This is a genomic window from Chitinophaga sp. MM2321 (assembly GCF_964033635.1).
Taxonomy (GTDB): Bacteria; Bacteroidota; Bacteroidia; order Chitinophagales; family Chitinophagaceae; genus Chitinophaga.
The window spans coordinates 3,248,916-3,266,422 of the sequence record NZ_OZ035533.1; the positions used below are offsets into that span (position 1 = coordinate 3,248,916).

A 17,507-nucleotide genomic window follows, 5' to 3' on the forward strand; every position below is an offset into this window, starting at 1 on the left:
AATGTAGCCGCATTCCCGGTTTTTTTTGGTTGATATTTACGTGTTATTTCTTTACATGCAATTCATTGTCTTTAAATGTAAACCCTACTTTCCCTGTTAGTTCTATTAAATGTAAAATACCGGTTATCTCCTCGTATCGCCGGATACGCCCGGTGAAGTGGAACAAGGTATCTACGCCGTCATCATACTTCACTTCTATATTATACCATCGCGATAATTTCCGCATCAGGCTTCCCAAAGATTCACTATCAAAAATAAACATGCCGTTTTTCCATGCTAATGCGGCTTCTATATTGACCTTATTTACCTGGATCTTACGATCGTTTTTCGTGATCACCGCTTCATAACCTGGTTTTAATATTACCCCGTTACTTTTTTCTGCAGACTGACCAACACCATTAATTAAAACTGATCCTTCCGCTAAAGCTGTTTTCTGGATGGGATCATCCGGATAGGAGCTCACATTAAACTTTGTTCCCAACACGGTAATATCCATCTTGTCTGCATTTACCATAAAAGGGTGTGCTGCATCTTTTGCTACTTCAAAATATGCCTCCCCACTCAAATATACTTTCCGTTCTTTCCCGTTGAACTGTGTCGGATAACGTAATGATGATGCAGCATTCAGCCATACTTTTGTGCCGTCCGACAACTCTATCCGGTATTCACCGCCACGGGGTGTTACCAGCGTGTTATACAACGTTTCCGTGTGAAGATCCCCGGAACCGGATACATAACTCAGCGCACTTGAATGGTTGCGTACTTTTGTACCATCTTTTTCCGTGATGGCTTCCTGAAGACTATCGGTCAGGTTGATTTTTTTGCCATTTGCCAAAGTCAGTTGCGCTACTTTTCCCTGCGGCAAAATATGCACATTGGCTAAAGCCTTTGTTTCTTTCTGTCCCTGCCCGCTGAAGAAATACCATCCTGCTCCGCAAATTAAAATAAACGGCAAGAGTATAGCAGCATACCGCAGTGCCTTGTGAACGACCATCCGCCCCGGCAGTTGTTTCCCGGTAATCTTTGCTGATAGCCGTTTCCAGTATATTCTTTTATCCTTATTACTCTCCCAGTATTGTACCTGCTCTTCCAGGTAAAGCGGATTTGTCAGGCGCTCCCAAAGCTTTTTATTTTCATCGCTCTCTGCTACCCACGCTTCCAGTTGCGCTGCTTCCTCTGAAGACAATTCAGCCCTCAGAAACTTACCAATCAATCCGGCTATTTCATAATATCGTTCGTTCTGTATCATATGCGTGATTATAATAGAAACAACCTCAAATGAAAAAGGGGTGAAAAGGAAAAAAAATATTTTTACATCCCGGTAAAAGGGCTCAATTCACCTTGCTTTTCTTCACCTCTTTCATGATCAGCACTTTCCTGGAATTTGTCTTATCAGTCTGTAATCTGTCCACTACCAAATTGTCAACATCAACCGCAATAACGGCCGGTCTTGGATCCGGTTGTTCACTTTTCAGTGTACAGTTAATGATATCAATATCTTTAACATGCCTGACAAATAATCCGTAACAAGGTAAGTTACCCCATACCGTGGGCTGAGGATAACCATTTTCAGATTCTTTTACTTTCTCCATGTCTGGAATATACTCCCCTGGCTTCAAATCCCCCTGATTAAATATCCTGATATTGCTTAAATAAATATTTTCAATCCTGGCATCCGGAACGCCTGTTATAGACGAAGAATAATTGCCGGTATTATAGGCAAGGATATTTGATAGCTGTACATTCCTCATTTGGCCATTAGCCGGATCTGGCGCGTCAGGAGCATGTTTGCGGTTCCTGGTTCCTAATCTTACATAGAGTGCGCAATCGGTTCCCTGGATCAACATATTATTTATACTAACGCCATTCATGATGCCACCGTCCACCATTTCCAGCGAGATGCCTGTGATGCCATGCCGGGGAGTTTTGAATGCCGGCTTTGAAGTGGACCTGGAGGGTTTAATCACACAATTGGAAATATTGATATTTTGAAATCCACCGGTTGATTCCGTACCGCATTTGATGGCATTGGCGAAGCTGCTGACGATACAGTTGGTAACAGTAATGTCCTCACTGGCACCGGTACCGCTGCTTTTTATCACGACCCCGTCATCATCGGAGTCTATAATACTGTTACTGAGTACAAATCTCCTGCAACCATCAATATCAAGACCATCATTGTTTTTGCTCCCGTGATTAAATACCTTGATATTATTTACCATGACATCCTCACAATCGTAATAATGCTGGTTCCAGAACCCTGCATGGGTGAGCGATACACCCTCAACGGTCACGTTTTTGCAGGAAATAAAAAGAAGGTTTCGTGGTCTTCCATCCCTGACTCCCTTGGGAAATGTTTTAGCATCACGATGTTGACGGTTGCCATTTCCATCAATAATGCCGAAACCCGTAATGGATATATTACTGGCTCCCTCTGCGAAGATCAGAGAGAACCATCCGTATAGATCCTGGTATGAGTTGTAAAATGTTTTTACCGGACCAGGAAAATCTTTGCTGTCCACACTCGCATACAAAGTAGCCCCCTGTTCAAAATGGAGGTCAACATTGCTTTTCAAATAGATAGTCCCTGATTTATAGATACCAGCGGGGACAATAACCCTTCCTCCTCCCATTTTATTACAAGCGTCAATTGCCTTGTTAAAAGCATTTGTGCTTAATATATTGGTATCATTTTTTGCGCCGTAATCCAGGATATTAAACGTTTGCGCATGAAGCGTAAGCACCACAAAGGATAACCCTATGGCAAATAAAATCTTTCTGAGCATAATCAGGTTTGATGACTATAATAGAAACAACCCCGGAGGAGAAATGGGTGAAAAGAGGAGTGGATTTTTTTTATTTTCCTGAGAAGTAAATTACAGCGGTAAGCTGTATTATTACAAATAATGACTCAGGAATAAGGTGAGAGAGGAACCTTTCAGCAATCTTTTCAGGAGGTGAAGTCCCCTCGTCTTCTGGGTTTTTACGGTATTGACCGACACCTGTAAATGGTTGGCTATATCCTTATGCTTCATTCCTTCAAAATAACTGAGATGCAGTACATTACGGCAACCTGCGGGCAGTTTTTCCAGCGCCTGGAATACATTTTCCAATACTTCCGATTCAATGATACGGATCATAGCATCGCTTTCCCATCCTTCTTCTAATGAGCCCTCATATTTACGCACTACTTTACCATGCTTATAAATGTTCAGGCAACGGTTCTTAACGGTGATATACAGGAAAGCCTTTATCGAATTCAAATCCGGGAAATCCGCACGTTTCTGCCAAAGTTTTACAAAGGCTTCCTGCACCACATCTTCCGCATCCTGGTCTGTAGCCAGGAATGTGGAAGCAAAGTAGCATAATCGTGTATGATATTTTTCAAATATCTCACGAAAAACCTGTTCATTCCCCTGAAGTAAACCTGTTATGTAAAATTCTTCATTCATTATGAAGTCTTCCCCAAATTAGTATTAGTAGCAGTTAAAAGTAGTAATAAAACCCTATCCTTTTTATTTTGTACTAACTTTAAAAATTTCATTAACGTGTGGTAAGGGTACGCTTAAAGTTAAAGTATATATTATTATAACTAAGCCAAGAATTGTAAAGATACGTTTTGATTTGATACCTATCCATACAACTTATATTGGAGTTATATTTGTCAAGATCAATAATCACGGTTACTTAAATGGGGTACTTACAAAGCGATACCATCATTACTGTTATCAATCCAAAATCCGCATCCTATACGCATTCATGGCCGTGACGCCGAGCTTCGTGATCAGCCGGTAATTCGCCACTACGCCTACAACTGCACCTACTACAGGGAGCAACTGGCCGATCTTAACCAGGTCTATATGATCGCGGTACTCAATCTGGAAACTTTGCCAATCGAAACCGTGAATGTCATCCGGTAACTGGTTACTTTTTTCTTTCCAGTCCACCATATTCTCAAACACATTTCGGCGATGTTCCTGGCTGCTGAAGGCCAACTGGAAAATGTAGAGAATGTATAATCTCTCTTTATAATCTTTTACATCAAAACCATAAAAGGTGGCGATATCAAAAAGCAGTTTCAGTTTCATGCCAAGCAGTATCGGAAAATCAGCAAGGCCCAGCAAGATGCCTCCGGCGCCGGTAATACCACCCTCGGCAGCAGCAGCCTTCCTGTAATAATCTACCCGGCGAAGCACAGCTTCTTCCAGATCATACAACGAAGCGAAATCAGCACCCTTGGGCACGGTGTATATAGCGCCGAACAGCACCCCCCGTACCATTTGTTTGATAGTAACTGTGATGGCATCATGTACCTTCTGCGGAATAATACGGTTAATGCGGGATTGCACCGATTTAGACAGCCGGTCCACCAGGGAAGACCGGGCCTGCATTTTATGTTGCCAGGTCTCTAATTCTACTTTCATTCGCTGCTCATATAACATACCCGGAAATTACGTAAAAATGCCGCCTTGTATCATAGTAATAATAATAAAAACCGACATTGAGATAATGTCGGTTTAATTATTTTACGAATAGCGCATAAAGTCAAAATCATTTGTTTGATCATGCTCATTAAAAAGCGCCGTCATGTGCTTCATCTGTCACACATCCTTCAGCCGCGCTTTTTACGGATTGAGCATACTTGAATAGTACGCCATTTCGGGCATTCGCGGGAGGTTTCACCCATTTGCTGCGTCGTTCTTCGATCACCTCGTCAGATACATTTAAGTTAAGCGTATTATTCATTGCATCGATCTCTATCTGATCGTCATCTTCCACGAATGCGATCAACCCGCCTTCGAAAGCTTCCGGCGTGATATGTCCCACCACGAAACCATGTGTTCCGCCACTGAACCGGCCATCCGTAATCAACGCTACGGTCTTGCCCAGCCCTGCGCCGATAATAGCCCCGGTAGGCTTCAGCATCTCCGGCATGCCTGGCGCGCCTTTTGGCCCGATATAACGGATAACGATCACATCTCCGGCCCTTACCTTGCCTGCCTGAATACCCTTGCTGAAAGTCTCTTCGTTATCAAAAACACGTGCCGGTCCCACAAACCGCTCCCCTTCTTTACCACTTATCTTGGCAACGCTGCCTTTCTCTGCCAGGTTACCATACAATATCTGCAAATGCCCACTAAGTTTAAGTGGGGTTTCTAAAGGCATAACGATCTTTTGGGTATTGAAGTCGAGATCAGGAACACCTTCCAAATTTTCAGCAATAGTTTTACCCGTAACTGTTAAGCAATCACCGTGCAGCATTTTTTTGCCCAATAAATATTTCATGACCGCTGGAACGCCGCCATGCTTATGTAAATCTTCCATAAGATATTTACCGCTCGGTTTGAAATCTGCCAGCAACGGCACACGGTTGCTGATCTCCTGAAAGTCATCCAGGGTGAGTGGTACCTGAACGCTTTTGGCTATCGCGATCAAATGCAGCACAGCATTTGTACTGCCGCCTAGTGCCATAATTAGTGTAATCGCATTTTCAAAAGCTTTGCGGGTCATGATATCCCGGGGTTTAATATCTTTCTCCAACAGCAGTTTGATGGCCTTTCCAATGGTGATGCATTCTTCTTTTTTATGCTGGCTGACGGCCGGATTAGAAGAAGAATAAGGCAGGCTCATACCCAAAGCTTCTATGGCACTCGCCATCGTATTAGCGGTATACATACCACCACAAGCGCCGGCACCCGGACAGGCATGACGGATGATACCTTTGAAATCTTCCTCACTGATATTTCCGGCAACCTTTTGACCCCAGGCCTCGAAAGTACTGACCAGATTGATATCTTCACCATGATAGTGCCCAGGAGCGATCGCGCCGCCGTATAGCATAATGCCGGGGCGGTTAAGTCTTCCCATTGCGATGATCGAACCCGGCAGATTTTTATCGCAACCAGGTATGGTAATGATCGCATCGTAATATTGCGCACCGGCATTTGTTTCAATACTGTCGGCAATAAGGTCACGGCTAACCAAACTATAACGCATTCCGGGCGTGCCCATGCTGATCCCGTCACTAACGCCGGTTACATAGAAACGCAGACCAAGCAGACCGTCGATCTGATTAATATGATCCCGCACATTTGTGGCCAGGTCGTTCAGATGCATATTACAAGGGTTGCCGTCCCAGCCCATGCTGGCGATACCTACCTGTGCTTTGTTAAAATCCGTTTCTTTAAACCCGATAGCGTAGTACATTGCCTTTGCGCCAGGCAGCGTTTCATCCTGCGTTAATACACGCGAATATTTATTAAGCATTGTTGACATTATTTTGATTAAATGTGGATCGTGAATTACTATATGTGGGATTTCAGCCTGCTAAGCGTTTCAGGTGAAATATTCAGATAGGCTGCGAGATTTGCGTTAGATAATCTTTGTATGAGTTCAGGGTTATTTTTAAGCAGGCTGCGGTATCGTTCGGTGGCATTCTGCGTTAGCAGGCTGCTGAGTTTGGATGTGATGACCGTTAATCCATATTCAAGAATATAGATATACATTTTATCCCATGCCGGTATCGTCTCCCTTAGATGAAAAAAATCATAATGAGAGATAACCAGTAATTCCGAAGTTTCTACTGCTTGTATATACTCAGGTGAAGGCTCTCTCGAAATAAAACTGACAATTGACGTTAAGAAAGTATGCTCAAATGCCATGAACCTGGTCGATATGCTATGATCCTCGTTACTGTAGTATAGCCGAAGGCAACCTTTATTGATGAAGTATAATCGATCAGCTACTGCATTTTCCTCCAGTAACAACTTATTCTTTGTAGCTGTAAACGGTTTGAAACAGGAAAGTACAACGGCGAGCTCCTCTTCGTTGAGTCCCGTTTTCTTTTGTATCAGGTCTGCAAGCATTGTTATCATGGAATCTATTACTGTTCTTAGATCTCAAAGTTACAGCAGATAAATTTTAAAAAGATTGACTTCAGTCAAAATCGAAAAAACTCCTCCTGCTTATAGGATTTCTACATACCCTTCTGTTCCATGCACGCGGATTCGCTGCCCATCTTTTATTAATTTGGTAGCATTTTCTACTCCGACAACTGCCGGCAAGCCATATTCGCGTGCGATAACTGCTCCATGGGTCATCAGTCCACCCACTTCGGTGACGAGGCCTTTTATGGATACAAACAATGGTGTCCAGCTAGGGTCAGTAAAGGAGGTGACTAATATATCTCCATCTTCCAGATCAGCATCTTCCATGTTTAAGATAACACGTGCCCGTCCCTCTATAACGCCGGAAGAAACAGCCAGACCTGCAATAGCTTCGGCAGGGAGATTTTCGCGTTTGTACTTACCTGTAACAATTTCACCGTCAGACGTGATAACACGCGGGAGCGTTAGCTTTTTATATAATTGGTATTCGTCTTTTCGTTTGCTGATGATCTGGTAATCCAGTTTATTTGTGCGTACAACTTCGTGAAGTTCTTCGAAACTCAGATAGTATATATCTGCTTTTTCATGAATAACGTTGGCCGCTACAAGATGTTCGGCTTCTTTCAGTAACGCCTGCTTATAAACGAAGTAGCGATTAACGATGTCATATTTTGGATATTCACGGTAACCGCTCAAATTGCGGACCAGCCCGATCATTCGTTTTGTCTCCCTGGCTTTTTGTTCACCATCCGGTAATGGTTTCAACCGGTTTAATAACGATTGTTTTTTTTTCAAGGCTTCCTGTTGTCCCTGTTTAAATTTCCGGTTGCCGGCATTAGGCTCAAAGTTTTTAATATTACTGAGAATCAGGGGAACAAGTGTAGTTGGTTTTTCGCTCCAACGGGCTTTTGTAATATCGATCTCACCGGCACATCGCATTCCGTATTTGTTGAGATAAGCATAGATAGCGTCCCTGGTTTCCTGTCCGCCATCAAACTTAGCCAGTTCGTCCAGAAAGTTATCGTCTTTTGCCTGTTGTAAATACGCAATCACCTGCGGATAAGGGCGGATTACATCTGCGACATCCAATAGCGCCAGGCCCATTTCCGAAGTTATATTGTTTGGCACAGATTGAGAAACCGTGTCCGCTACATTTTTCTCACCTAACCACTCCTTCATTTTTTCATTGATCCATGACGAAGCGTTCATGGCTGTCATAATCACACCAAAACTTTGAGGGTCTGACATGCGCTTCTTTAATTGCTGGATATCCTGTAAAATAAAATCGAATAGATCCGATCCGGATTTTGTCCGGATATCTCGTTTTAACTTGTCTATCTCTGTTTGACTACTCTTTATGAAATCAGCGACAATTGCTGGGTCGTAGTCTTTTAGTGTTTGAAAATCCCGAAGTGCGTTGCCTTTATTACTTTCACCTGTGCCCGATTTTGTTTTTTCATCTGGTAAGGCTTTTATAAAATCTTCCCGTTCTATGATCGTCATGAGCGCGTCTTTCATGAGCGGATCGTGGCCTCCCATTACGTTTAATAAGCTTCTCCTGCTGTCAGGTAAGGCAAGCATTTGTGTAACATCAACAAACAACCTTCCTCCAGCTTTACGCATGAGTGCCTTCGTTGTTAACAGGAAAAAAGACAATCCCAATGGTTTCATAGGGTCCGTCATCATTTGCTGATGGCCCACAGATAGGTAAACGTGATTTTCGTGGTCATCTGTTTCAGGGATCGGGTACAAAGTAGTAATTGGCCGGCTCTGGACAATATAAAATGTATCCTCCACCAAACACCATTCGATGTCCTGGGGGCTGCCGAAATGTGCTTCGATCTTTCTGCCCACGCGCTCAAGCTGCAAAATCTGCTCATCCGTCAGCGATTGCCTGTTCTGTTGCTCCGGCTCAATGGTTTGTTCTTTTGTACCGCCATCTCTTAAGGCATAAATAGCCAGTTTCTTGGTAGATATCCGCTTATCGATCACCAGGCCGTTACGTACTTTATAGACGTCAGCATTCACCAATCCGGAAACCAATGCCTCGCCAAGTCCGAAGCTGGCATCAATGGATAAAACCCTTCTATTTGAGGTAATCGGGTCGGCTGTAAACATAATCCCTGCTACATCCGGAAAAATCATTTTCTGAATAACAACAGACAAATAAACCTTTCTATGGTCAAATCCATTTTGCAAACGGTAGGTTACAGCTCTGTCTGTAAACAGCGATGCCCAGCACTTGCTGATATATCTCAGGATAGTTTTTTTGCCGATGATGTTCAGATATGTGTCTTGTTGCCCTGCAAAGGAGGCTATTGGAAGATCCTCTGCTGTGGCGCTGGAACGCACGGCATACGCATTTCTTTCACCAAGTTGTTCCAGATGCCGGGTAATTTCATGATCGATGCCTTCAGGAATCGCTATTCCTTCGATCAGTTTCCGAATTTTTGCGCTGGTTTCACTAATCCCTTTCCTATCATCTGCTTTTAGCATGACCAGCTGATCCAGCAATGAATTAAACGCTGCGCTATTCCCGATGATTTCTTTATATACTTCCGTAGTAACGCAAAAGCCCCCTGGTACTTGTATATCCTCAATCCTGGATAGTTCCCCCAGGTTGGCGCCTTTGCCCCCAACCATGGCAAGCTTTGTTTTATCGATTTCATGAAAACCAAGTATGCTGGCACTCATATTTTTCATTTTTACGATTATTTGTTACTGAGTTTATTTATTGTTTCATTCATTATTTCGGTCGCTTTCAAAAAGTAGGTTTCAATGATTTTGATTTCCTTGTTTGAAAATGAAGCAATAAGTTCTTCTGACTTGTTACGGAATTCTTTATAAAGAGGTACCAAAAGTGCCATTATATTTTTAGTGTTTGGTTCAATGATAACCTTCCGTCTGTCGTCTTCAGCAAATTTTCTTTTTACCAGCTTCTTCTTTTCAAATCTGTCTATTAAACCTGTAACAGCACCTGTGGTCAGGCCTGTTAAGTTTGAAAGCTCCCCTGCAGTCATTTGCCCTTTTTGCATTAAAAACCCTAAATATTTATGGTCAGTTCCAGAAAGTCCAGCTTTTCGGGCAATGGCTTCGTGCATCTGAATAGAAGTGTATGCATATTGTTGGTTCAGTTTTCTAATTCGTTTGATTACTTCAGCATCCATTTTATATCTTATTAAGTAAACATCTTAGTTACTAAGATAATATTAATTTTGCAAGATGTACAAATAATTTTGATGAAAAATCAGAAGAATTATCTAATCTCCATTTAGCCGAGGGTTGGAATCTTTATTGTTTAATTTTTGAAAATCGCTTAATTTGATCACTTACTAAACGGAGAATATGATCAACGAACCCGAAGAACCAGAATTCTGGGAATCAGCTTTTACTGAAAAACAGGAGATGTGGGGCTTCGAACCAGCAAAGTCCGCCGTATTGACGAAGGATCTTTTTGTCCAAAAGTCCGTGTGCCATGTCCTTATTCCTGGAATTGGCTACGGACGGAATGCAAAAATCTTCAAAGATAGCGGGATAACCGTAACGGGGATTGAAATATCGAAAACTGCTATTGAAATAGCCAGAAAGCACTATGGTACTGATATGCCCATTCATCATGGCTCTGTAACGGATATGCCATTTGACAACAACCGATATGACGGGATATTTTGCTATGCACTAATACACCTCCTGGACAGTAGTGAAAGGGAAAAACTAATCCGTGATTGCTACAATCAACTGTCTGAGAATGGCTATATGGTATTTACCGTTATTTCAAAGGAGGCTCACACCTATGGTCAAGGCAAATTTATAAGCGAAGACCGCTATGAAATGTTCGGCGGAGTGAAGATGTTTTTTTATGACAGGGAATCCATTCATGCAGCATTTGATCAGGCTGGATTATTTGAAATCACTGAAGTGACCGAGAACTACCCTTTCTTTCTCATTAAATGCAGGAAAGGTGGTTAAGAAAGTGTTTCTTACTGTAATTGTTTAATGCTTCGGCGTGCCCATCGGGGGGCATTTTCCGTCAATCTCCATACTTTCAACCAAAGTAGTAGTTCCGCTTGTAGTTCCCAAAAACCGGACTAAATTGTACTATATAAATTTCTATTGATGCTAGAAAGCTTTCCTTATTATCTGAGTTTGATTGTTGCCATTGTATTACTGATCATGCTGGCAAACAAAATAAAGGTAGCCTATCCCGTACTCCTGGTAATAGCTGGATTACTCATCAGCTTTATTCCCGGGATACCGACCATGCATATTGACCCTGAACTTATTTTCTTAATCTTCTTACCCCCTCTGCTATATGAAGCGGCATGGGGTATTTCCTGGAAAGAACTGTGGCGTTGGCGCCGCATCATTACCAGTTTTGCTTTTGTCGTGGTATTTCTTACAGCCATGTCGGTCGCATTTGTGGCTAACCATTTTATCCCTGGCTTTTCATTGGTACTGGGTTTCTTATTGGGCGGAATCGTGTCACCACCAGATGCGGTAAGTGCAGGTGCAATATTAAAATTTGTAAAAGTACCCAAAAGAATGTCATCGATATTAGAAGGAGAAAGCTTATTGAATGATTCCTCTTCACTGATTATTTTCCGTTTCGCTTTGATAGCGGTGGCAACTGGTCAGTTTGTTTGGTATGAAGCTGCGCTGAGCTTTAGCTGGATGCTCATTGGTGGTGTTGGTATTGGTTTGGTGATCGGCTGGATCTTCATGAAAGTTCATCAATATCTGCCTACTGATACCAATATGGATATAGTATTGACTATGGTAACGCCGTATATCATGTACCTCTCTGCTGAAGAATTACACAGTTCTGGTGTATTAGCCGTGGTAAGTGGCGGATTATTTTTATCCAACAAAAGACATCTCTTTCTGAGCAGTACTTCGCGATTACGTGGTGTAAATGTCTGGGAAAGCCTTTGCTTTATATTGAATGGATTGGTATTTATGCTTATCGGCTTAGATTTACCTGAAATCACAGCAGGACTGGAAGGTGTGAGCATATCATCTGCAATCGGTTACGGGGTATTAATTACTGTCGTATTGATTGTAGGCCGGATACTATCGGCTTACGGGGCAGTAATGATTACACTTATTGCACGTAACTTTATTACTGTAGCCGACACAAGAAACCCCGGCTACAAAGTCCCTTTTATACTTGGATGGACGGGTATGCGCGGGGTTGTATCACTTGCAGCCGCTTTATCTATTCCGCTACATCTGCCAGATGGCGCTGCATTTCCACAGCGGAATCTTATTCTTTTTATTACGTTTATTGTTATCCTTTTGACCTTATTAATTCAAGGACTAACCTTACCTTATCTGATCAGAAAAATACAAATCCCGAACCTTGACGAGACCTTATCTGAAGAGGAAGTTTATCATACCATCCGGATACAATTGGCTGAAAACGCTTTAATACATTTAAAAACCCATTACAGTGAACAATTAAGTAATCAACCGGTATTGCAACAAATGGCCCGAAAATGGGAACAAAATATGGCTATAGCTGATAATGAACTTATGGCAGAAGAATGCAAACTCGTTTATCTCGATATTCTAAATCAACAAAGGCAATGGCTGATTCAAAAAAACAATGATGAAAAAACACTTGATGAAGAAATCATTCGAAAACATTTGAGATACCTGGATATGGAGGAGGAAAAACTAAGTTTTCTGTAACCTGGTTACGCTGATGATGTTATAGCCTTTGTCATGGCTTGCCATGGTATTCTTCATCAGTTACCGTTTCCAGCCAAGCCGTTTCACCTTTTTCTCTTCCTGTTATTGCTATCTGAACAAATTTTGTATCCTCACTTGCGCCATGCCAGTGAGGAATATTTGCCGGACATTTTACGACATCGCCCTTTTTAACAATGATTTTTGGACTTCCTTTTTCCTGATAGTACCCTACCCCATCCAGCGCCAGTATAATTTGTCCTGCCGGATGTGCATGCCATTTTGTTCTTGTCCCTGGCTCAAAGGTCACACTGCCTACGGCATTCTGATTGATACTATCTGCCTGAACTAAACTGTTCAGCCAGGCAGTGCCAGTAAAATTATCGTTGGTTATTTTTTCTCCTTTTGCAAAAATCATATTATCTGATTCCGCCGTGGCAGCATTTTCAGTTTTCGCTTTATTATCGCAAGCCATGAACATAAAAACAAAAGCTAACGGTATGTACTCTACTAATTTTTTCATATTACACTTCTTTTATTTTAAATGTACAGTTACAGTTTTCTATTTCAGGTACTGCTTATAAAACTCATTCAGTTTTTTCAAAGAGTATTTCATGTATTGGGGTTGGTCATACAGATCAACATGATTCGCTCCAGGAACCACGTACAATTCTTTAGGCTCTTTTGCTTTTGAATAGGCATCTTCACTAAAATATTTCGATACTGCTTTTTCTCCTGCAATAAATAACAGTGGTCGTGGCGAAATGGTTTCAATCTGTGCAAAAGGAAAGAAATTCATCATCGGTGCAAGGCTGGTGTAAGAATACCAGGCGGTTGAGTTAGGATGATTTCCTCTTGGTGTATCGTAGTAATCCAAAAACTCACGGGCAAATTCAGGTGTAGTGGAATCTACTTTTTCGGGTAATGCACGGATATCTTTTCGCTGCGCTCCGGCAAATTCTCTGGTGCGTTGTTCACCGATTTCATCCAAGGTTTTCATTCTTTGCTCAAATGGAATGATATCACCGACCCCTTGTCTGCGGGCACGCCCCATATCATACATACTCACTGTTGCAAGTGCCTTTATACGATGGTCTATCGCAGTTGCAGCCACAGAATAGCCACCGCTGGCACATACGCCCAATACGCCAATGCGGTTTTTATCTACCAACACATGATTGCTCAGAAAATCGATAGCTGCACTAAAATCCTCAACTTTCATTTCCGGAGATTCGATATGACGGGGATATCCACCACTTTCTCCAATAAACACGGGATCGTAAGCTAAGGTTACATAACCCAGTTCCGCTAATTTTTGGGCATGCAGACCTGAAGTCTGTTCCTTTACACCACCAAAAGGAGGACCTACAACGATGGCCGCGTACTTCTTATTGACATCATAATTTGGTGGCAGAAATAAATTAGCCACTATATTGATCTGAAACCGGTTCTGGTAAGCAACTTTTTGAATTTTCACACCGTTTTCAGCATCCCTTAAAGGATAAATTTTTGTATTCAAAAATTCGGCAGGATTCTTATTTTCCACTGGAATCTGCGCATTTACATGTTGAATAATTACTGTTGATATAATTAATGCGATTAATAATGTTGTCTTTTTCATACTATTCTTAAAATTTTACTTCTTACTTTTCAGGACTTCGTCCAACACTTTTTGCGCTACTTTTGCTTCTTTTTTACCAATAGTTGATTGAATGATCCCTACAAATTGTTGCAACTGTTCCGGCTTTAAACCAACATTCAGACAAATATTCAAATGGGAGCGCAACATGGGTTCCACGCCACCAATACTGCTGAGGACCGATACGGTTACTAATTCTCTATCTGAATACGTCAGTACATCCCGTTCAAAAATATCGGCAAACAGGTGCTCTTTGAGAAATACTTCTATTACCGGAGCAAATGCTGCATACCCGGTTTTCGGCCCCGTCTCCTGCACACCGGTTAATTCTTCCAATATCGCCTTACCCCGATCGTACTTGCTGCGTTCAGCATTAATTGGAGAGGCTTCAGCACCTATCACATCATTGATACCTTTGGCCTTGCGCTCATCCAATACGGTCATAAAAGTCTGCAATCCCCGAATGCTACGGGGAAATCCGGCGTAAGCATAGAGATGAACAATGACTTCCTTGATCTGGTTAACCGTCAATCCTGCTTCAAGGCCGGCATTCAATGCTGTTTTTAGCTTTGCCAGATCACCTTTTGCCGTAACTGCCGCAATACCAATAATGCTTTGTTGTTTGGCGCTTAATGTCATATTTTCACCCAGATTGCTTTGCGCTTTCAGCATAAAGGAAACAGCACTTAATATGATAACTAATCCGATAAAGATCTTTCTCATTTTTGATAAGTTTCTAATGATTGTTATTGGTGGAAGGCGTCAGTAGCCTGGTAAACGATAACGAGCCTAATTTCCAGGTTCCGTTTTGTTTGATATAGACTTCCGTCACCATAAATGGGTTGGTCACTTCGTTTCCACCAACAACGGCTAACAAATCAATTCTATTTAAAAGGATGGCAGTATTATCAATTACATGCACAGATACTTCATGGATGTCTGCTTTCTTGTACCAGATACCTCCGCTTTTGATTACACTGAGTTCCTGTTCTTTTCCCCAGGAGCCACCCATGTGGACGAACACGGATTTCTCGTGAAAGAGACTATCCAGCGTAGCTGTATTTTTATCCGCCATCCACTGCCACTTTTCTTTGGAAAGATGAATGATTTCCTGGTCCGTGGAAGAACTTTGTGCAAAGGACCATTGTACACTCATAAGGATTAAAAAGAGTCCGAGCATTAATGCTTTCATACAGATAGTTATTTATAAATTTTACGGATCAGATTACGGAAATGACTACCAATATTACTTATCCAAACGTTTTTCCTTTAACCATTTCGACAGTTCGTCCGCTACCTGCATATTGTTCAGGTCTGAAAAGGGAAAGTGTGTATTGCCTTTGATACCAATTTCCGGCAAGTGTACTACCGTTGCATCGCCTCCATGTTTATTGATGGTGGCAGCCCAGATTTTCGCCATTTCAAGCCCCGAACGCCAATGGTCTTTATTCCATACGTCAGTAGGCTCCTTAGCGATATTATCGCCATAGTAAATAACAATCGGTATTTTGGTTAGCTTAAGAAAATCGGATAAGGGTATTTCCACGCCTTTCAGTTCGCCAAAAAGACCCGCTGATTTTATCGGTTGCGGCGCCTCTCCTTCGGGGAACAGGAAACTGCTGTACGGTTCGTAGGCTACAACCGCTTTTACCTTATCATTTTTGATGGCTGTAAACCAGCCCGGACCACCTCCCTGTGAATGGGTGACCAGGATACCTTCTCCGATCTTATTGAATAACCCGGAAACCGCATCCGAGATAACGTTGCCGTCAAAATTTCCTGTATTGGGGGTCATTTGCCTGAAAAACTGTTCAAGAGAAGCTGTGTCTTTCGGGAATTGAACACCTGGGAAGTAATCGGGATAATTACCGATCCTGAATTGTGTGAACCAGAACTGTTCGTCAGGAGTTGGGATTATAGTTGCCGAAACGGTACTCTTCCCGGCATCGCCACGTCTGGGTTGGTCGAGCAGATAAACGCCAAAACCCCGCCTCAGAAAAATAGTCTGAAACCCTTCTCTTCCGTCAGGGGTGGATTCCCATGTTTTTTTGGACTGTCCGGCCCCATGCAAAAAAACCAGGGGATATTTACGGGCTTTTACCGGTATTTGATAAAAAGCATAGGCATGGTCCCCGTGAAAGGTTTGTCCCTGTGGCTTCAAGGCATTATTCACATCGAAGGTTCCGGGTGCTGTAATCGTTGTTCCTCCGACGGCAAAGCTGCCTTGGCTGGCAATGACTAACGGGGCTTGCTTATTTTGAGCATTAAGCGATATTGATGAAGCCAATAATGTTAATGCACCCAGATATCTCTTTAATTTCTTATTCATCTGTTAATTTTTATGTCTTTATCTGTCGGATGAAGCCTATGATCCATTTTTGTAACTTTTAGCGTTAGATGGCTAATTTCCGTTCGCTCAACCACTTTACCATTGTAGGGTCTCTATGGTCGAAGAACAAGCTTGAACTGGTATCTAAAGCAGCGATGGCTTGTAAGTCCTCCGCTGAAAGTTCAAAATCAAAAATGTTGAAATTTTCAGCCATCCTTTCTTTACGAACGGATTTAGGAATAGCCACAATACCTCTTTGGGTTAACCAACGGAGAATTACCTGCGCTACCGATTTATTATATTTTTCACCGATAACCGATAATACCTCATTGTGGAATATGTTGTTTTTGCCTTCTGCAAATGGTCCCCAAGACTGTATTTGTACATTGGCTTCCTGTAAAAACTTTTGATTGTCAATCTGTTGGTGAAACGGATGGGTTTCAATCTGATTAACAGCAGGTGTAAAACCACTGTTTATAATTAAATCCATCATACGATCGGGGTGAAAATTGGCTACGCCGATGGCTTTTATTTTTCCTTCATGATATAATTCCTGCATGGCTCTCCACGAACCAAAAATATCGCCATAAGGCTGATGGATCAAATACAGGTCCAGATAATCCAATTGCAATCTTTCTAAAGACCTTTGAAACGCGGCCTTTGTTTTTTCGTAACCTGTATCCTGTACCCAAAGTTTGGTCGTAATAAACAATTCGTCCCTGGCTATCCCACTATTTTTAATAGCATTACCTACAGCAGCCTCATTCAGGTAGGAAGCCGCAGTATCAATCAGCCGGTAGCCCGTTTCAATTGCGTTTATAACAGCTCTTTCACATTCAGCGGCTTCGGGTATCTGGAAAACGCCAAATCCCAGGATTGGCATTACTACTCCGTTGTTTAACTTAACTGTTTCCATTTCTCAATTATTTAACTGTTCTTTATACAGCACTTCTGATATTGCAAA

General features: G+C 42.1%; 16 protein-coding genes. 2 read left to right on the forward strand and 14 right to left on the reverse strand.

Annotated elements, in window-relative coordinates; genetic code table 11:
• Window positions 1-43 precede the first annotated feature (43 nt).
• The 8 genes from ABQ275_RS12630 to ABQ275_RS12665 form a co-directional block, all read right to left on the reverse strand.
• Window positions 44-1,249 (reverse strand): FecR domain-containing protein, encoded by a 1,206-nt coding sequence (locus tag ABQ275_RS12630; protein ID WP_349318674.1) that lies wholly within the window; start codon window positions 1,247-1,249, stop codon window positions 44-46.
• A gap of 82 nt (window positions 1,250-1,331) precedes the next feature.
• Window positions 1,332-2,786 (reverse strand): glycosyl hydrolase family 28 protein, encoded by a 1,455-nt coding sequence (locus ABQ275_RS12635; protein WP_349318675.1) that lies wholly within the window; start codon window positions 2,784-2,786, stop codon window positions 1,332-1,334.
• 111 nt (window positions 2,787-2,897) lie between these two features.
• Window positions 2,898-3,452 carry an RNA polymerase sigma-70 factor gene (locus ABQ275_RS12640; protein ID WP_349318676.1) on the reverse strand — a complete coding sequence of 185 codons (555 nt, stop codon included), beginning with the start codon at window positions 3,450-3,452 and terminating at the stop codon, window positions 2,898-2,900.
• Between the two features lie 276 nt (window positions 3,453-3,728).
• On the reverse strand, window positions 3,729-4,424 hold the full coding sequence (locus ABQ275_RS12645) for an EcsC family protein (protein ID WP_349318677.1): 696 nt from the start codon (window positions 4,422-4,424) through the stop codon (window positions 3,729-3,731).
• Window positions 4,425-4,572: 148 nt separating this feature from the next.
• Entirely contained in the window at window positions 4,573-6,276 is a 1,704-nt protein-coding gene (ilvD, locus tag ABQ275_RS12650; protein ID WP_349318678.1) for a dihydroxy-acid dehydratase, read from the reverse strand.
• 29 nt (window positions 6,277-6,305) lie between these two features.
• On the reverse strand, window positions 6,306-6,875 hold the full coding sequence (locus ABQ275_RS12655) for a Crp/Fnr family transcriptional regulator (RefSeq protein WP_349318679.1): 570 nt from the start codon (window positions 6,873-6,875) through the stop codon (window positions 6,306-6,308).
• A gap of 90 nt (window positions 6,876-6,965) precedes the next feature.
• Window positions 6,966-9,590 (reverse strand): phosphoenolpyruvate synthase, encoded by a 2,625-nt coding sequence (gene ppsA, locus ABQ275_RS12660; protein WP_349318680.1) that lies wholly within the window; start codon window positions 9,588-9,590, stop codon window positions 6,966-6,968.
• Window positions 9,591-9,598: 8 nt separating this feature from the next.
• Window positions 9,599-10,054, reverse strand: coding sequence for a MarR family transcriptional regulator (locus tag ABQ275_RS12665; protein ID WP_349318681.1), 456 nt, complete (start codon window positions 10,052-10,054; stop codon window positions 9,599-9,601).
• A gap of 178 nt (window positions 10,055-10,232) precedes the next feature.
• Here ABQ275_RS12665 and ABQ275_RS12670 point away from each other — a divergent pair, with 178 nt between their 5' ends.
• Entirely contained in the window at window positions 10,233-10,856 is a 624-nt protein-coding gene (locus tag ABQ275_RS12670) for a class I SAM-dependent methyltransferase (protein ID WP_349318682.1), read from the forward strand.
• A 147-nt stretch (window positions 10,857-11,003) separates the two neighbouring features.
• Window positions 11,004-12,578, forward strand: a complete 1,575-nt coding sequence (locus ABQ275_RS12675) for a Na+/H+ antiporter (protein ID WP_349318683.1) — start codon at window positions 11,004-11,006, stop codon at window positions 12,576-12,578.
• A 31-nt stretch (window positions 12,579-12,609) separates the two neighbouring features.
• Here ABQ275_RS12675 and ABQ275_RS12680 read toward each other — a convergent pair whose 3' ends face one another.
• The 6 genes from ABQ275_RS12680 to ABQ275_RS12705 all read right to left on the reverse strand — a co-directional run bounded on the left by ABQ275_RS12680 (window position 12,610) and on the right by ABQ275_RS12705 (window position 17,459).
• Complete coding sequence (locus ABQ275_RS12680) at window positions 12,610-13,098, reverse strand: cupin domain-containing protein (RefSeq protein ID WP_349318684.1); 489 nt, start codon at window positions 13,096-13,098, stop codon at window positions 12,610-12,612.
• A 39-nt stretch (window positions 13,099-13,137) separates the two neighbouring features.
• Window positions 13,138-14,196: an alpha/beta hydrolase gene (locus ABQ275_RS12685; protein ID WP_349318685.1), complete on the reverse strand. Its 1,059-nt coding sequence runs from the start codon at window positions 14,194-14,196 to the stop codon at window positions 13,138-13,140.
• Between the two features lie 15 nt (window positions 14,197-14,211).
• Entirely contained in the window at window positions 14,212-14,937 is a 726-nt protein-coding gene (locus ABQ275_RS12690) for a carboxymuconolactone decarboxylase family protein (protein WP_349318686.1), read from the reverse strand.
• A 13-nt stretch (window positions 14,938-14,950) separates the two neighbouring features.
• On the reverse strand, window positions 14,951-15,406 hold the full coding sequence (locus ABQ275_RS12695; RefSeq protein WP_349318687.1) for a nuclear transport factor 2 family protein: 456 nt from the start codon (window positions 15,404-15,406) through the stop codon (window positions 14,951-14,953).
• Window positions 15,407-15,460: 54 nt separating this feature from the next.
• Window positions 15,461-16,543, reverse strand: coding sequence for an alpha/beta fold hydrolase (locus ABQ275_RS12700; protein ID WP_349318688.1), 1,083 nt, complete (start codon window positions 16,541-16,543; stop codon window positions 15,461-15,463).
• Between the two features lie 64 nt (window positions 16,544-16,607).
• Window positions 16,608-17,459, reverse strand: a complete 852-nt coding sequence (locus ABQ275_RS12705) for an aldo/keto reductase (RefSeq protein ID WP_349318689.1) — start codon at window positions 17,457-17,459, stop codon at window positions 16,608-16,610.
• Window positions 17,460-17,507: the final 48 nt, after the last annotated feature.

Excerpts from the sequence above, each read along its gene's own strand:
- ppsA (WP_349318680.1), bottom strand. The coding sequence starts at position 9,590 with ATGAAAAATATGAGTGCCAGCATACTTGGTTTTCATGAAATCGATAAA.
- ABQ275_RS12630 (WP_349318674.1), bottom strand. The coding sequence starts at position 1,249 with ATGATACAGAACGAACGATATTATGAAATAGCCGGATTGATTGGTAAG.
- ABQ275_RS12635 (WP_349318675.1), bottom strand. The coding sequence starts at position 2,786 with ATGCTCAGAAAGATTTTATTTGCCATAGGGTTATCCTTTGTGGTGCTT.
- ABQ275_RS12690 (WP_349318686.1), bottom strand. The coding sequence starts at position 14,937 with ATGAGAAAGATCTTTATCGGATTAGTTATCATATTAAGTGCTGTTTCC.
- ABQ275_RS12680 (WP_349318684.1), bottom strand. The coding sequence starts at position 13,098 with ATGAAAAAATTAGTAGAGTACATACCGTTAGCTTTTGTTTTTATGTTC.
- ABQ275_RS12640 (WP_349318676.1), bottom strand. The coding sequence starts at position 3,452 with ATGAATGAAGAATTTTACATAACAGGTTTACTTCAGGGGAATGAACAG.
- ABQ275_RS12700 (WP_349318688.1), bottom strand. The coding sequence starts at position 16,543 with ATGAATAAGAAATTAAAGAGATATCTGGGTGCATTAACATTATTGGCT.
- ABQ275_RS12695 (WP_349318687.1), bottom strand. The coding sequence starts at position 15,406 with ATGAAAGCATTAATGCTCGGACTCTTTTTAATCCTTATGAGTGTACAA.
- ABQ275_RS12665 (WP_349318681.1), bottom strand. The coding sequence starts at position 10,054 with ATGGATGCTGAAGTAATCAAACGAATTAGAAAACTGAACCAACAATAT.
- ABQ275_RS12655 (WP_349318679.1), bottom strand. The coding sequence starts at position 6,875 with ATGATAACAATGCTTGCAGACCTGATACAAAAGAAAACGGGACTCAAC.
- ABQ275_RS12685 (WP_349318685.1), bottom strand. The coding sequence starts at position 14,196 with ATGAAAAAGACAACATTATTAATCGCATTAATTATATCAACAGTAATT.
- ABQ275_RS12670 (WP_349318682.1), top strand. The coding sequence starts at position 10,233 with ATGATCAACGAACCCGAAGAACCAGAATTCTGGGAATCAGCTTTTACT.
- ilvD (WP_349318678.1), bottom strand. The coding sequence starts at position 6,276 with ATGTCAACAATGCTTAATAAATATTCGCGTGTATTAACGCAGGATGAA.
- ABQ275_RS12675 (WP_349318683.1), top strand. The coding sequence starts at position 11,004 with ATGCTAGAAAGCTTTCCTTATTATCTGAGTTTGATTGTTGCCATTGTA.
- ABQ275_RS12645 (WP_349318677.1), bottom strand. The coding sequence starts at position 4,424 with ATGAAAGTAGAATTAGAGACCTGGCAACATAAAATGCAGGCCCGGTCT.
- ABQ275_RS12705 (WP_349318689.1), bottom strand. The coding sequence starts at position 17,459 with ATGGAAACAGTTAAGTTAAACAACGGAGTAGTAATGCCAATCCTGGGA.